Source organism: Nocardiopsis trehalosi NBRC 14201 (assembly GCF_001552555.1).
Lineage (GTDB): Bacteria > Actinomycetota > Actinomycetes > Streptosporangiales > Streptosporangiaceae > Nocardiopsis_B > Nocardiopsis_B trehalosi.
The window spans coordinates 1-15424 of sequence record NZ_BCRK01000006.1 but is presented as its reverse complement, the minus strand read 5'-3'; the positions used below and the strand labels follow the sequence as shown (position 1 = coordinate 15424).

Sequence of the window (15424 nt, the reverse complement as noted above, 5' to 3'; positions counted from 1 at the left end):
GCGGCTATTCGAGCACCACCAGGACGTCGCCCTCGCGGACGGTGTCGCCCTCGTCGACCTCGACGCCGACCACGCTGCCGGGGTCCTCGGTGCGCACGGGGACCTCCATCTTCGCGGCCTCCAGGACGACCAGGGTCGCGCCCGCGTCGACGGTGTCGCCCGGCGCCGCGGCCACCCGGAACACGTTCGCGGCCGTCGCCGCGCGGATCTCGGCCATGTCGCCCACCTCTTCCCGTGGTCGGTTGCGGTACCGTCCGCCGCTACCCGGCGGCGGGCCCGGCTACCCGCGGGCGTCGGCGGGCCGGCCGAGCACCCGGACGGCGGCCTCGACCACCTCGGGGTCGTACTCCACCCCGCTGTCCATGCGCAGCCGCTCCAGGACGGCGTTGGTGCGGTCGGTGTCGGTGGACTCCCCCACCAGGTCGTCGAAGGCGTTGGCCACCCGGATGATGCGGCTGCCGAGCGGCGGCGGCCCGGCGTCGCCGTCGCCCGCGCACGGCTCGCACTGGCGGCGCACGAGTTCGGCGACGCCGTCGAGGGCGCCGGTCTCGCGGATGACCGCCGACCCCAGTTCGGCGATGCGCCGCTGCTCGCGGGGCGAGGCCAGGACGGTGGCGCCGCTGGCGATGGGGTCGCGCAGCGACAGCTGCCCGATGTCGTGCATGAGCGCCGCGTACTCCAGCTCCAGCAGCTCGGACTCGCGCATGCTGAGCTCGCTGCCGATGGCGGTGGCCAGCCGGGTGACGCGCCGGGAGTGGCCGGTCTCGACGTACCCGCCGACCTCGGTGACCCGGGACAGGGCGCGGACGGTCTGCAGGTAGGTCAGCCGGATCTCGGCGAACCGGCGGAACGCCACCTGGGTCACCAGCAGCGGGGCGGTGAACACGAGCAGCCCGGCGAGGCCGGTGACGGTGCTGGCCAGCGAGATGAGGATGCCGCTGGACCCGATGGCCATGCCGAGGCCGAACTGGGCGCGCAGCTCGTCGTGGAGCGCGACGGCGAGCCGGGTGCGGATGCGCTCGGCGCGGATGGCCGCGGCGATGACCGCGTCGGTCAGCCACCCGCCGAAGACGAGGACGATCATCACGACGAGCACCGGCCACCAGCCGCCCTCGGGCGGCGGGGGCGCGGGCAGGGCCTGCACGGCGTAGCGGAAGACGAGCGAGAGCACGACGATGATCAGCATGCGCCGGGCCAGGCCGCCCCATTGCGGCGGGCGGCCGACCGCGATGTGCGGCAGCTCGCCCACGGCGAAGCCCAGCGCCACCACCGCCATGACCTGCCAGGCGCTGTGGTGGGCGGCGTCGCCGCCGATGTCGAGCAGGAACGTGTAGCCGATGGCGCCGGCCGAGGCGATCGGCGCGACCTGCCGCTGGCCGGGCAGGGTGATGCGGGCGAGTTCGCCGACGGCGACGAGCACCCCGAAGGCGAGCGCCGCGTGCGGTTCGACGAACCCGGTGAGCGCGGTGTACAGCAGCGAACCGCCGGCGCACCCGGCGGCGAGCAGGATCATCAGCAGCCGGGTGGGCCGGCAGCGGTGCCGGCGCGGGGCCCCGCCGATGTGCGCCTCGGGGGCGCCGAGGTCGCGGAGGATCATCGTTCGGCCTCCCCCGCGACCCGCAGCGGCACGCTGGGGTCGTCGTGGTCCTGCTGGGCGACCTCGGCGGTGTCGTCCTCGGGCGGGTCGACGGCCTCGTGGGCCTCCCAGCCGTCGCGGTCGACGGCGGCGATGAGGGCGTCGACCATCTTGGGGTCGAACTGCGGTCCGGCGCAGCGGCGCAGCTCGGCGATGGCCTCCTCGGTGGACCGGGCCCGGCGGTAGGACCGGGTGGAGGTCATGCAGTCGAAGGCGTCGGCGACGGAGATGATCCGGGCGAACTCCGGGATGTCGGTGCCGGCCAGGCCCATGGGGTAGCCGCGGCCGTCCATGCGCTCGTGGTGGTGCATGATCCCGGCGAGGGCCTCGTCGAGGAAGCCGATCTCGCGGACGATCTCGTAGCCGCGCATGGGGTGGAGCTGGATGGCGGCGTACTCCTCCTCGGTGAGCTTCCCGGACTTCTGCAGCACCTTGGTGGGCACGCCGAGCTTGCCGACGTCGTGCAGCATCCCCGCGTAGCGGATGGTCTGCACGCGCTCGGCGTTCATGCCGAGTTCGCGGGCGATCATCCCGCTGCCCTTGGACACCCGCATGCAGTGCCCGCGGGTGTAGTAGTCCTTGGTCTCGACCGCCTGGCAGAGCGTGGCCAGGGTGGCGTCGTGGGCGCGCTGCTCGGCGATGTACTGGTCGAACGCCCAGCGCGCGGTGAACATCGGCAGCAGTACGAGCACGATGGCGAAGGCGCCCACGACCCCCCAGATGGCGGCGATGAGCAGGCCGAGCACGCCGTAGCCGATGGACGACAGCTCCAGGGTGACGAGCGGGCGCCAGCGGAACCGGCGCGGCTGCAGCCGGATGACGCCCAGGCACCACATCAGTCCGCCCATCAGCAGGGTGTTGACCAGGGTGTGCACGAGCAGGGCGGCGACGAAGGGGGCCACCACGAGCGGGAAGTCCGCCCGCCCCGGCACCCCGATGTCGCCGCCGAGCGCCACGAAGGTGTGCCCGGCGGCGTAGGCGGCGATGGCGAACTGGGCCCCGTTGAACGCCCGCTTGACCAGGCTCTGCCGGCGGAAGACGAGCAGCCAGGACACCAGGTCGACGAGGGCGGCCCCCACGGGGCCCACCAGGACGACGGCCGCGAGTGAGGCGGAGGAGCTGGGCGAGATGCCGGTCTTGCCCATGACGGTGCCCATGCTCTCGGCGACCACGAAGAGCACGGCGAGCAGCACGAGCGTGGCGGGGTCGATGCCGTCATACGGTCCGGCGGCGACCACCCCGACCGCGCAGAGGACGACGATTCCGACGAACAACCGCGCCGCTCCCGGAAGCGCACGCAATTCCCGGTACCTCCCGCCCCACAGCCGACCGAACTGTCATGTTTTCATCGATTCCGTTCTACCACCAGGACCACCCGCTCACGCCCGGTACGAACCGGCTCGCGAGGATGAACAGGATGCCGGTTTTCGCCAACAGCAAAAGCATGTGGACCCCCCTGAGAGATGTGGGCCGCGCCCGCGCGTTCCCCCGGATCGCAGAGCGCGAATTACCCCATACGGTGGATATGGCGGCCAGTTTAACGGCAACAGGCGGTCGACCGTTTTCCCATCGGCGGACCGCACGGCGGACATCCGGATCGGCGCGTTCCGCGCTTTCGGATCGCGAAATTACTAAACCGATTCGGAGAAAAGAGCATCACGCTGCGCAATCAACTCCGAACGGCTCCTTTCCCCGGAATCGCCGTTTCCACCGACATCTCCGTTCGGCGCCACCCGCCGCCCTCACCTGGCATGATCACTCAGTGTAGTGGCCTTTGAGCGATGGCGCGGAGGGGACGCCGGGAAGGACGGCGGCCCGCCGTTCGCGGAATCGGACACCCGCCCGGGCGTGTCGCGTGCCGCTCCGAAAATTCCACCCGCCGACCGGGCCACCCGCCCTGGCCCCGGCGCACCACCGGGTGTTCCGGACCCCCGGAAAACACGGACGGCGGCCGGTCCACCGGCCGCCGTCAGCTCGTCCTTGAATTCGCATAAATATGATCACAAGGGGAAAATGGGACGTACTATTCCACCCGTGCCTCCCGGACCGCCTCGTCCGCCCGCGCCAGCTCCAGCCGGTGCAGCACCTTCCCCCGGAGGTCGCCCGGCACCGGGTCGCACCCGCAGTGCTTCGCCACCAGCTTCTTCACGACCTCCTCGAGGCCGTACTCCGCCAGGCACGGACCGCACTCGTCGAGGTGGTCCCGGATCTCGGCGCAGTTGGTCTCCTCCAGCTCACCGTCGATGTAGCTGTAGACCCGCGCCAGGATCTCGCTGCACGGTGTCGCGTGCTCGCCGCCGCAGTTCATCGCTGGTCCCTCCGCGTCCCGCCCTTGGCCGCCCCCATGGCCATCGACACGTCGTCCGCCTGCAGGATGCCGCGGTCGACCGCGTACTCCTCCAGCAGCGAACGGAGCTGGCGTCTCCCGCGGTGCAGCCGCGACATCACCGTGCCGATCGGGGTGTCCATGATCTCGGCGACCTCCTTGTAGGCGAACCCCTCGACGTCCGCGAGGTACACCGCGATGCGGAAGTCCTCCGGAAGCTCCTGGAGGGCGCGCTTGACGTCGCTGTCGGGCAGGTGCTCCAGCGCCTCGGCCTCGGCGGACTTCAGCCCCGACGAGGAGTGCGACGCGGCCTGGGCGAGCTGCCAGTCCTCGACGTCCTCGGTCCCCGCCTGCTTCGGCTCCCGCTGCTTCTTGCGGTAGGAGTTGATGAAGGTGTTGGTGAGGATTCGGTACAGCCACGCCTTGAGGTTCGTCCCCTCCTTGAACTGGTGGAACGAACCGAACGCCTTGGCGAAGGTCTCCTGGACGAGGTCCTCGGCGTCGGACGGGTTGCGGGTCATGCGCAACGCCGCCGAGTACAGCTGGTCCAGGAACGGGAGCACGTCCCGTTCGAACCGCGCACCCCGCTCGTCGAGTGTCTCTTGGCCCTGATTCAAGCCGGCCTGCCTCCCTGTACTGGTCTCCCGTGGGGCAACCGTAGCCTCACGATACGACCAGGGGGAAACGGGCGGTCCGTCCCCGGCGGGCGGCGCCGCGCCGGACCGGGTATCCGGCAAAATCGCGGTAGCGGCTGGCATTGACCTGCCTTTACTGTCGAGGTCCGGCGGCGCGCGCACACCTCCGCGGCGTCCCGCGGTCGGGGTGCGGCCGACCGGTGCGGTGATGACCGTGCCAACAACGGGGGCCCCGCCCTGATTCCGCGCCGGACCGCCCGTGTCCGCCCCGTATCCCCCCGTGCGCACCCGTGTCCGCCCGCCGCGAACTTTCGGTTTCCGCGCGTTCCCGGAGGTGCAGCGTGCGAGAGTACGGGTAAAACCGAGAGCAAAGACCCGGGACCGTGCGAGAGGAGCGTGCGTGCGACCGTCCGCCGACTCCGCGTCCCACCCGCCGGCCGCATCCCCCACCGACCCCCACCGCGCGCGGTCCACCGCGGCCCACTTCGCCACCACCGACTCCCTGTCGGCGTACTGGCGGTTCTACTGGGCCGTGGCCGACGCCCAGCTCGCGCGGTGGCTGCCCGCCGAACCCGGCCGGGTGCTCGACCTCTCCAGCCCCGACTTCCGCGGCGCCCAGCGCGCGGTGGCCGCCGGGCACGACGTCGTCACCCTGCTGCCCTCCACCGATGTCACCGTGCGGCCGCCGCTGACCCTGGTCAACGGGCACGCCCGCACCCCGCCGCGGCACGCCCCCGGCCGGCTCCGCCCGGTCGTCGCCGACAGCACGTTCCTGTCGAGCTTCGCCTCCGACGCCTTCGACTCCGTTGTGGCCGACAACCGGGTGCTCTCCCGCCACCTCGCCACCGAGGCCTCCCTCGGCGAGATCGCGCGGGTGCTGCGCCCGGGCGGGCGCACGCTGCTGTGCGTCGACTCCGTCGTGCTGGGCATGGCGCTGCTGGCCGAGCAGGACTGCTGGCCCGAACTCAGCCACGCCCCCAGCGCCGACGTGCTGCTGGTGCCCTGGCCGGACGGGTCGATCACGCGCTGCTTCACCGCCGAGCAGCTCGCCGAACTGCTGACCGACGTCGGCCTGGAACTCGACTGGATCCGGCCGCGCACCGTGCTGTCGGCCTCCACCGTCGAGATGATGCTGCCGCGCGACCCGCACATGCTCGCCCACCTGGTCGAGATGGAGCTCAAGGCCGCCGAGTCCGACGACTACGTCGGCGTGCACCTGCTCGCCAGCGCGCGCAAGCCGTGAACCGCGGGGGCGGCGGCCACCGGCCGCCGCCCCCGGGCGCTACTCCGCGAGCGGCAGGTACACCCGGCCGCCCCCGTCGGCGAACTCCGCCGATTTGTCCCGCATGCCCTCCTCGATCGCGGCCACGGTCGACAGCCCCTTCTCCGCCGCGTACCTGCGGACGTCCTGGGTGATCTTCATGGAGCAGAACTTCGGCCCGCACATCGAGCAGAAGTGCGCGGTCTTGGCGGGCTCGGCCGGCAGGGTCGCGTCGTGGTACGCCTGCGCGGTCTCCGGGTCCAGCGCCAGGTGGAACTGGTCGCGCCAGCGGAACTCGAACCTGGCCTTCGACAGCGCGTCGTCCCACTCCCGGGCGCGCGGGTGGCCCTTGGCGAGGTCGGCCGCGTGCGCCGCGAGCTTGTAGGTGACGACCCCGGTCTTGACGTCGTCGCGGTCGGGCAGCCCCAGGTGCTCCTTGGGGGTCACGTAGCAGAGCATCGCGGTCCCGTGCCAGGCGATCTGGGCCGCGCCGATGGCCGAGGTGATGTGGTCGTAGCCGGGGGCGATGTCGGTGGCCAGCGGGCCCAGCGTGTAGAACGGGGCCTCACCGCACAGCTCCTCCTCCAGCCGCACGTTCTCGGCGATCTTGTGCAGGGGCACGTGCCCCGGTCCCTCGATCATCACCTGCACGTCGTGGCCGCGCGCGACGTGGGTCAGCTCGCCCAGCGTGCGCAGCTCGGCGAACTGCGCCTCGTCGTTGGCGTCCGCGATCGACCCGGGCCGCAGTCCGTCGCCGAGGGAGAACGTGATGTCGTAGGCGCGGAAGATCTCGCACAGCTCCTCGAACCGGGTGTAGAGGAAGCTCTCGCGGTGGTGGGCCAGGCACCACGCCGCCATGATCGAGCCGCCGCGCGAGACGATGCCGGTGACCCGGCGGGCGGTGAGCGGGACGTAGCGCAGCAGCACGCCCGCGTGCACCGTCATGTAGTCGACGCCCTGCTCCGCCTGCTCGATCACCGTGTCGCGGTAGACCTCCCAGGACAGCGCGGCGGGGTCGCCGCCGACCTTCTCCAGGGCCTGGTAGATCGGCACCGTGCCGATGGGCACCGGCGCGTTGCGCACGATCCATTCGCGCGTCTCGTGGATGCGCTTGCCGGTGGAGAGGTCCATGACGGTGTCGGCGCCCCACCGGGTGGCCCACACCATCTTCTCGACCTCCTCGGCCACCGAGGAGGTGACGGCGGAGTTGCCGATGTTGGCGTTCACCTTCACCAGGAAGTTCTTGCCGATCACCATCGGCTCGGCCTCGGGGTGGCACCGGTTGAGCGGGATGACCGCCCGCCCGATGGCCACCTCGGAGCGCACGGACTCCGGGTCGACACCCTCGCGGGCGGCGGCGAAGCGCATCTCGGGGGTGATCACGCCGGCCTTCGCGTAGGCCGCCTGGGTGACCGCGCCGCCGATGGGGGCGCGGTCGGCGATCCAGTCGGCGCGCAGGCGGGGCAGCCCCGCGTGCACGTCGACGGACGCCGTGTCGTCGGTGTACGGACCCGAGGTGTCGTACAGGTCGATGTGGGTGCCGTCGCTCAGTCCGACCCGCCGCTGCGGGACCCGCAGCGTCCGGCCGGACGCGGGGTCGTCAACGGGGAGATGGGTCTTCGCCGAACCCGGGATGGGGCCGGTGGTCACCGTGGGTCGGACATCGTGGTCGTCGAGCGCCGTCAAGGCACGCCTCCCTACGCCGGAATTACCCGAACAGGTTCTGCGGTCGGCGGCACCGGCCCCTTGGGGGTCCAGCCGCCCTCTCAGCCCGCCATGGCGCGAGCTCCCGCGGTCTCTTTGGTTGTGGGTGCAGCAGCGCCGCCGTCGCGGCGCGCCCCGCTGGTGCGGGGTGGTCGACCGGGGCCACCCTACGTCAGCGAGGGGACGGGGGCCAGACCCGGAGCCGGCCCCGTCCCGGCCCCCGGGACGCGTCAGAACAGGGTGGCGGCCTCGGGTTCGGGGGTGTCGTCGACGCGGTCGAGCAGGTGGGGGCCGTTGTTGCGGACGCTGTTGACGTCGGTGCCGACCGGGCGGACCTCGAACGCGTCGGCGGGGGTGCGGGCGAGGACGTCGTGCAGGTCGGCGGGTTCGGCTGCGGGGTCGAGCCAGACCGCCCACCGGTCCGGGGGGACGACGACGGGCATGCGCTCGTGGATGGCGCTGAGGCGGGGCGCGGCCTCGGTGGTGATGACGGCGCAGGTCCACAGCCAGGCGGCGGGGTCGTCGTCGGGGCGGGTGGGGTCGCGCCAGCGCTCGAAGATCCCGGCGAACGCCAGCGGGGCGTCCTCGGTGTAGCCGATGGCGTAGGGGCGCTTGCGGGCGCGGGCCTTGCGGCGGCGGTGCCCGGGGTCGGTGGCGGGCGAGGTGCCGGGTTCGGCGGCGCCGGGGGCGCCGTCGGGCAGCAGCTGCCACTCGTAGTAGGCGTCGGCCGGGATGAGGCACCGGCGGCGGGCGAACGCGGCGCGGAACGAGGGCTTCTCGGCCACGGTCTCGGCGCGGGCGTTGATCATCTTGTACCCGACGTTGGGGTCCTTGGCCCACGACGGGACCAGGCCCCAGCGCAGCGTGCGCAGCGACCGGGGGCCGGTGGGGGCGCCGGGTTCGGCGTCGCCGGGCGGGGTGCCCAGCACGGCGTAGACCCGCTTGCCGGGCGCGACGTTGTAGTCGGGCGCGACCTCCTCCAGGGGCGGCCACGCGCGCGTGCCGCGGTCGCCGTCCGCCTCGGGGGGCTCGGCGAAGTCGAAGGCCAACTGGAGTTCATGGACGTTGCGCGCCTGGGCGTACCGACCGCACATGGGCTCCAGTGTGCCAGCCGCGGGCGGGCGGCGCCGACGGGGGCGCCGCCCGGCGCGGGGTCAGGCGGGGACGGCGTCCGAGGCGCCGGCCCGGTCGTCCAGCGGGCGCATGCGGCCGAACACGAGCAGGCCGAGCGCCAGCGTGAGCGCCAGCACCAGGGAGGCGCCGAGCAGGAACGGCCACGGGCCGTAGTGCAGGATCAGCGGGATCTGCACCGCGGTGACGATGCCGCCGCCGAAGAACGGCTGGACGGCGAGCTGCTTGTAGCCGAACGCCTCCAGCGCCGGGGAGCGCAGCCCGGGGTCGGCGAGCCGGATCAGCATGAGGCCGACGGCGCTCACGCCGAGGGTCTGGCCGAGGTTGCCGATGCCCAGCTCGAACCAGTGCGAGGGGAGCATGCGGGGGGCGAGCAGCACGAAGGAGCCGACGCACCACACGACCCCCGCGGTGGCCAGGATGAGGAACGGGGCGAGGTGCGCGGCGATGACGGTCAGCGACAGCGAGCCCAGGGCGGTGATGACGATGACCTCCAGGGTGAACCCCTGGACGCGGCCGATCAGCGCGCGGTCGACGAACCCGGGCGGGGCGAACCGGTCGACGAGCGCCTGGACGATGACACCGCCGAACATGGCGAGCGGGAACAGCGGGACGTAGGCGAACACCTCGATGCCGCCGGGGAAGAGCGCCTGCTCGACGGCCTGGCAGAGCCGGAGCAGGCCCTGGCCGACCATGATGGCGACGGCGATGAGCCCGACGTGCATGACCAGCGGTTCGACGCCGACGCGCCGGGCGGCGGCCGGCGCGGCCGGGCGGGACGGCGCCCCGCCCTCCTCCCGGCCGATCTGCTCGCCGACGTGCCGCCGCCCGCCGATGAACAGTTCGGCGGTGTGGCCGCGCCGGACGCCCCAGTTGACCAGCGCGATGCCGGTGATGATGGCGGCGAGCATGCCGGTGGTGGCGAGGGCGAGCGCGAGTTCGCGCCCTTCGGCGAAGCCGGCGTTGGCGAAGGTGTCGCCGAGGCGGGCGACGGTGCCCGGGCCGCCCTCGAACGCGACCTCCAGCAGCACGCCGGAGACCGCCGGGAGCCCGAACACCGGGCCGAGGACGCACTGCGCCAGGAGCAGCCCGATGACGTACTGCCCGGCGCACTGCGCCAGGCCGAAGGTGATCTGGGGGGCGGCGAGCCGGCTGGCCGCGGAGAGGCGGGGCAGCGGCTGGCCGAGGAACAGGGCGGCGAACACCACCGAGATCAGCAGCTCGGGCAGGACCCGCCAGACGTCGTAGACGTCCGCGCCGAACAGGCCGCCGGACAGCGGGGCGGCGCCGAGGGCGGCGGCCGCGCGGCCCAGCAGTTCGGGGCCGAGCAGGAGGGCGATGGTGCCGCCGATGATGGAGCTGGGTAGGAAGAGCCGGCGCGCGGTGCGCCATCGGGTGCGGACGAGCTTGGCGAGCAACAGGAGGGCGCCGAGGAGGAGCAGCGCGAAACCGGTGGTCTGGGGGGACATGCGTACCTTGTTTCGATGACGGGCATGGCGCCCGGCGGCGCGCCCGCCCTGGATGACGCGCTCCGTCCCGGCCGTCCTGCCGCAAAGGGCTCGTGCTGCGGTGTGCGGGCACCGGGGAATGCCCGACCGCGCTCTGCCATCGCCCGCAAACTAGTGCGTCCCACCGACCATTATTTGCGTTTCGGTCATATCGAATCCGTCTCGTGACCTCCGGTCCGCCACGCGCCCGCGCGTCCCGGCCGGCGTCCGCCGGAGGCCTCCTACGCGCCCTGCGGCCCGGCGCCGGTGTCCCCGTCCGCGACGCGGACGACCGCCTCGTGGCGCACCGGGAAGTTCACCGAACGCGCGATGAAGCAGGCCCGGTGCGCCCGCGCGTGCAGGTCCCGGGCCGCGTCGGCCATGTCCGGCGCGGCGACCGTCACCACGGGGCGCAGCACCGCCTCGGTGAACTCCCCCGAGGCGTCGGCGCGGGTCACCAGGGAGGCGGTGGCCGTGTCGGTGTAGGCGACCACGTCGACGCCCGCCGCTACGGACAGCGCCAGGTAGGACAGCATGTGGCACTCGCTGAGCGCGGCGAGGAGCAGGTCCTCGGGGTTCCACCGCTCCGGGTCGCCGCGGAACGCGGCGGCGGCCGACGCCCGCAGCACCGGCCGGCCGTCGGCCTCGACGTCGTGCCCGCGCCCGTACCCCCGGTAGGAGGTGGTGCCCGCCCCGGTGTTGCCGGTCCAGCGGGTGCGGACCTCGAAGTGGTGGACCTTGTCGCCCATGGCGGCCTCCCCTGCGGTGCTGCGGCGGGGCGCGGGCGCGCGCCCCGCCGCTCCCCCGGACCCCTCCAGGGTGCCGCACGCCGGCCGCCCGGCGCCGCCCGCCCCGCCGTCCGGGACGGCTAACCTTGGGCTATGCCTGCTTCCGCCCCGCACTGGCCCGCCCCCGCGGCCGCCGGCCCGGTCGACGCCGAGGTCACCCTGCCCGGCTCCAAGTCGATGACCAACCGGGCGCTGGTCCTCGCCGCCCTGTCGGAGACCCCCAGCGTGGTGCGCCGCCCGCTGCGCAGCCGCGACACCGACCTCATGGCGGCGGCGCTGCGCTCGCTGGGCACCGGCGTCACCGCCGACGGCGCCGACTGGGCCGTCGTGCCCGCGCCGCCGCGCGGCCCCGCGGCGGTCGACGTCGGCAACGCGGGCACGGTCATGCGGTTCGTGCCGCCGGTGGCGGCGCTGGCCGACGGCGAGGTCCGCTTCGACGGCGACCCCCGCGCCCGCGAGCGCCCGGTGGGCCCGCTGCTGTCGGCGCTGCGCGCCCTCGGCGCCGACATCGACGACGGCGGGCGCGGCGCGCTGCCGCTCACCGTCCGCGGCACCGGGGCGGTGCCGGGCGGCGCGGTCACCGTCGACGCGTCCGGGTCGTCGCAGTTCATCTCCGCGCTGCTGCTCAGCGGCGCCCGCTTCCGCAACGGGGTCGAGGTCCGCCACGAGGGGCCGCCGGTGCCCTCGCAGCCGCACCTCGACATGACCGCCGCGATGCTGCGCGACGCCGGGGTCGAGGTCGACACCTCGGTCCCCGACGTGTGGCGGGTCGCCCCCGGCCCGATCAAGGCCGCCGAGGTCGTCGTCGAACCCGACCTGTCCAACGCCGCGCCGTTCCTGGCCGCCGCGCTGGTCACCGGCGGCCGGGTGACCGTCCGCGACTGGCCCGCGCGCACCACCCAGCCGGGCGACGCGCTGCGCGGACTGTTCACCGACATGGGCGGCGCCGTCGAGCACGGCCCCGACGGCCTCACCCTGCGCGGCACCGGCACGGTCCGCGGCATCACCGCCGACCTGCGCGAGGTCGGCGAACTCACCCCCACGATCGCGGCCGTCGCGGCGCTGGCCGACTCCCCGTCGCGGCTGACCGGCATCGCCCACCTGCGCCGGCACGAGACCGACCGGATCGCCGCCCTGGCGCGCGAGGTCAACCGGCTCGGCGGCGACGCCGAGGAGCTGCCCGACGGCCTGGTCATCCGCCCCCGCCCGCTGCGCGGCGGGGTGTTCCGCAGCTACGACGACCACCGCATGGCCACCTCCGGCGCGGTCATCGGGCTCGTTGTGCCGGGGGTGCTGGTCGAGGACATCGCCACCACCGGGAAGACCCTGCCCGACTTCCCCGGGCTGTGGACCGGGGTGGTCGCCCCTTGAGCGGTGGCCGCTACCTCGACGAGGACGACGTCCGCGTACGCGCGCGCGGGGGGTCGCGGCCCCGCACCCGCACCCGGCCCAAGCACGACGACGCCCGCTCCGGGTTCGTCACCGCGGTCGACCGCGGCCGGTACCGGTGCCTGGTCGACGGCAGCCCGGTCGTCGCCATGAAGGCGCGCGAACTGGGCCGGGGCAGCATCGTCGTCGGCGACCGGGTCGCGCTGGTGGGCGACCTCTCCGGGCGCCCCGACACCCTGGCGCGGGTGGTGCGGGTCGAGGAGCGCCGGTCGGTGCTGCGCCGCACCGCCGACGACACCGACCCGGTCGAGCGGATCATCGTCGCCAACGCCGACCAGCTCGTCATCGTCTGCGCCCTGGCCGACCCCGAGCCGCAGCCCCGGTTCGTCGACCGGTGCCTGGTGGCGGCCTACGACGCCGGGCTCGACCCGCTGCTCTGCCTCACCAAGGCCGACCTCGCCGCGCCGGACGCGCTGCTGGCGTCCTACGCGGCGCTGGCGGTCCCCGCGGTCGCCACCCGCCGCGACGGCGACCTCGCCCCGCTGGCCGAGCGGCTGGTGGGGCGGGTGAGCGTGCTCGTCGGGTCGTCGGGGGTCGGCAAGTCCACCCTGGTGAACCTGCTGGTGCCCGCGGCCGAGCGCGCGGTGGGCCGGGTCAACCCGGTCACCGGGCGCGGCCGGCACACCTCCACGTCGGCGGTCGCCCTGCCGGTCGAGGGCGGCTGGATCATCGACACCCCGGGCGTGCGCAGCTTCGGTTTGGCCCACGTCAGCCCCGACGACGTCGTCGCGGGCTTCCCGGAGCTGGCCGCGACCGCCGCCGACTGCCCGCCGGGCTGCCCGCACGCGGCCGACGCGCCGGGCTGCGCGCTCGACACCGGGGTGGCCGAGGGGCGGCTCGACCCCGACCGGGTGGCGTCGCTGCGGCGGCTGCTGGGCAGCCGCGAGGGCGACGACCGCGGCGACGGCTGAGGCCCCGCCGCGGCCGTCCGGCCGCCCGGCGGGTCAGCAGACGCTGTCGGACGGCTTGGGGTTGGGCAGCCGGAACAGGGTGCGGGCGCGCAGCCCCACCCAGGTGCCGGCGATGGCGGCGAGGGCCCACAGCCACCCGTGCAAGCTGCCCGAGGCGATGCCGGCGAGGTAGGCGCCGATGTTGCAGCCGCCCGCCAGTCGGGCGCCGACGCCCATCAGCACGCCGCCGATCAGCGACGCGGCCACCACGTTGCCGCGCAGCCCGGTGTGCAGTTTCCACGCCCCGGCCGCCGCGGCGGCCACGGCCGCGCCGAGGATGATGCCGATGTCGGTGAGGCTCGTCTTGTCGGTGAGCACCGGCGCGGCGAGCTGCGCGGCCTGCTCCGGCCGGCTCCAGAACGCCCACTCCTCCGGGTGCAGGCCGACCAGCTGGAGCAGCTTGGCGCCCCACAGGTTGAAGGCGCTGGTGATGCCCCACGCGCCGCCGGAGACGACCAGCACGGCGCCGCCCAGCACGGCGAGGACGACCGCGCCCACCAGCATCGGCCAGCTGCCGCGCAGGACGCGGGCGGCGCCGCTCGCGCTGGGCACCGCGCCCACCGGCGGGGGCGTGCGCCGGTTCTGCACCACCCGGGTGCCCACGACGATCGCGCCGAGCACCGCGACGGTGACCGCCCACGACCCCGCCCACCCGACGTGGTCGGACAGCAGGAACGGGGGCAGCGCCGGCAGGTCGGCCACCAGCGGCCACGCGGCGCTGTAGAGCACCGAGCCGGCGATGAACCCGCCCAGGGTGAGGACGATCGCGGACTGGCCCGACCCGATCGCGAACAGGGTGCCCGACGCGCACGCCCCGCCGAGCTGCATGCCGATGCCGAACACGAACGCACCGAGGAACAGGGCGACCCCGATGGGCCCGGCCGACGGTTCGGGGGTGCTGCCGAACAGGCCGGTGCCGGTGCCGATCACCAGGGCGAACAGGGTGGCGGTGGTACCGAGCAGCAGGGCGTGGGCGCGCAGCCCGGTGCCGTTGCCGACCGCGACGAACTGCCGCCACGCGGAGGTGAACCCGAACCGGGAGTGGAACAGCGCCAGGCCCAGTCCGGCGCCGAGCAGCAGCAGCACGGCGGGCCGGGCGCCGTGGACGGCGCCGACGTAGGCGGCGAGGGCGGCGGTGGCGGCCAGCGCGACGCCCAGCGGCACCCAGCGCACCGGTTCGGGGCGCGGGGCGGCGGGCGGCGGGGCCGACAGGGCGTTGTGGAAGAGCAGGCGGGCCGCCGGGGAGGCGGGCGGCGACGCGGGCGAGGGGGCGGCTGTCGTCATGGCGACGGGACTCCTGGGCGTGCGGGACCCGGGGGCGGGTGTGTGCGGTCGGTGGGGACGGATCTTCGCCCTCGGCCGGAGGCGGCGGGGCGCGCGGGCGGCCGCGTCAGAGCGCGCGGCGGCGGCACCGGCGGCGACACAGGCCGTCATCGGTGCTGGTGAGCGACATGGAGATGAGCACCATGCGCAGGAAGATCGTCGGACCGGACATATCTCCCCAACCCTAGGCGCGGGGCGCCGCGGGCGCGAGGTCGGCTCCGTCACACCGGGCCGGGCCGCGCGGCGCCCCCGGCGCGCGGGAGCGGTGGCACGGCGGGGCACCGGCAGCGTCGGCGCGCGGTGGCGCGGTGGCGCGACACGGCGGCACGGCACGGCGGGGCGCCGGCGCGCGGTGTCACGGCGCGACCGTGCCGCCGCACCGCCAGTAGTGGGTGGTGTCGCGGTCGAGGAACCCCTCGTCGACCAGGGTGCGGCGGAGCGTGGCGCTGTCGGCGTGGAAGGCGCGCAGCACCGCCTCGACCTCCGCCTCGGCGTAGCGGATGCCCGGTTCGAAGGCGCGCGCGACGTGGTCGAGCAGCTCCAGCCGGGGCCCCCGCTGCGCGGGCAGCGCCACGATGCGGCCGTCGCGGGTGAAGTCGCGGGCCACCGCCGGGTCGGGGCGGCTGCCGGCCATCGGGTGGCGGTCGGGTGGCGCGGCCCCGGCCGCCGCGGCGTTGCGCAGCGCGTCGGGGCGGGCCGCCCACCCGCCGCCCGCGCGCTCGGCCAGCCCGCCG

Annotated in this window: 14 protein-coding genes; 3 read left to right on the top strand and 11 right to left on the bottom strand. The window is 74.5% G+C overall.

Going from position 1 to position 15424, the window contains the following annotated elements; genetic code table 11:
• Positions 1–4: 4 nt before the first annotated feature.
• The 5 genes from NT8_RS02065 to NT8_RS02045 form a co-directional block, all read right to left on the bottom strand.
• Entirely contained in the window at positions 5–217 is a 213-nt protein-coding gene (locus tag NT8_RS02065; RefSeq protein WP_067963559.1) for a biotin/lipoyl-containing protein, read from the bottom strand.
• A gap of 63 nt (positions 218–280) precedes the next feature.
• Positions 281–1597, bottom strand: a complete 1317-nt coding sequence (locus tag NT8_RS02060) for an HD-GYP domain-containing protein (RefSeq protein ID WP_157515454.1) — start codon at positions 1595–1597, stop codon at positions 281–283.
• A complete protein-coding gene (locus NT8_RS02055) occupies positions 1594–2910 on the bottom strand; it encodes an HD-GYP domain-containing protein (RefSeq protein ID WP_067963556.1) in 1317 nt (438 codons plus the stop codon). The genes NT8_RS02060 and NT8_RS02055 overlap by 4 nt, the downstream gene beginning before the upstream one ends.
• Before the next feature lie 749 nt (positions 2911–3659).
• Positions 3660–3944 (bottom strand): mycothiol system anti-sigma-R factor, encoded by a 285-nt coding sequence (gene rsrA, locus NT8_RS02050; RefSeq protein ID WP_067963552.1) that lies wholly within the window; start codon positions 3942–3944, stop codon positions 3660–3662.
• A complete protein-coding gene (locus NT8_RS02045; protein WP_067963549.1) occupies positions 3941–4579 on the bottom strand; it encodes a sigma-70 family RNA polymerase sigma factor in 639 nt (212 codons plus the stop codon). Before NT8_RS02045 ends, rsrA begins: the two co-directional genes overlap by 4 nt.
• Before the next feature lie 418 nt (positions 4580–4997).
• Here NT8_RS02045 and NT8_RS02040 point away from each other — a divergent pair, with 418 nt between their 5' ends.
• On the top strand, positions 4998–5840 hold the full coding sequence (locus tag NT8_RS02040; RefSeq protein WP_067963545.1) for a class I SAM-dependent methyltransferase: 843 nt from the start codon (positions 4998–5000) through the stop codon (positions 5838–5840).
• A gap of 39 nt (positions 5841–5879) precedes the next feature.
• On the opposite strand, the gene thiC is transcribed toward NT8_RS02040, so the two are convergent.
• The 4 genes from thiC to NT8_RS02020 form a co-directional block, all read right to left on the bottom strand.
• Positions 5880–7544: a phosphomethylpyrimidine synthase ThiC gene (gene thiC, locus NT8_RS02035; RefSeq protein ID WP_067963542.1), complete on the bottom strand. Its 1665-nt coding sequence runs from the start codon at positions 7542–7544 to the stop codon at positions 5880–5882.
• A gap of 248 nt (positions 7545–7792) precedes the next feature.
• Positions 7793–8656 (bottom strand): SOS response-associated peptidase, encoded by an 864-nt coding sequence (locus NT8_RS02030; RefSeq protein WP_067963540.1) that lies wholly within the window; start codon positions 8654–8656, stop codon positions 7793–7795.
• Between the two features lie 60 nt (positions 8657–8716).
• The gene (locus tag NT8_RS02025; protein WP_067963536.1) at positions 8717–10162 is read right to left on the bottom strand and encodes a sodium/glutamate symporter; all 1446 of its coding nucleotides are present in this window, start codon (positions 10160–10162) and stop codon (positions 8717–8719) included.
• A gap of 260 nt (positions 10163–10422) precedes the next feature.
• Positions 10423–10929, bottom strand: a complete 507-nt coding sequence (locus tag NT8_RS02020; RefSeq protein WP_067963533.1) for an OsmC family protein — start codon at positions 10927–10929, stop codon at positions 10423–10425.
• Between the two features lie 132 nt (positions 10930–11061).
• On the opposite strand from NT8_RS02020, the gene aroA reads away from it, so the two are divergent.
• Both aroA and rsgA read left to right on the top strand, forming a co-directional pair.
• Complete coding sequence (aroA, locus tag NT8_RS02015; RefSeq protein ID WP_067963530.1) at positions 11062–12339, top strand: 3-phosphoshikimate 1-carboxyvinyltransferase; 1278 nt, start codon at positions 11062–11064, stop codon at positions 12337–12339.
• A complete protein-coding gene (rsgA, locus tag NT8_RS02010) occupies positions 12336–13328 on the top strand; it encodes a ribosome small subunit-dependent GTPase A (protein WP_067963527.1) in 993 nt (330 codons plus the stop codon). The genes aroA and rsgA overlap by 4 nt, the downstream gene beginning before the upstream one ends.
• 33 nt (positions 13329–13361) lie before the next feature.
• Here the strand turns inward: rsgA and NT8_RS02005 are convergent, their stop codons facing one another.
• Positions 13362–14651, bottom strand: a complete 1290-nt coding sequence (locus NT8_RS02005; RefSeq protein ID WP_067963525.1) for a YeeE/YedE family protein — start codon at positions 14649–14651, stop codon at positions 13362–13364.
• 394 nt (positions 14652–15045) lie between these two features.
• The coding region (locus NT8_RS02000; protein ID WP_245645996.1) for a DUF2087 domain-containing protein at positions 15046–15424 on the bottom strand (379 nt) is incomplete at its 5' end.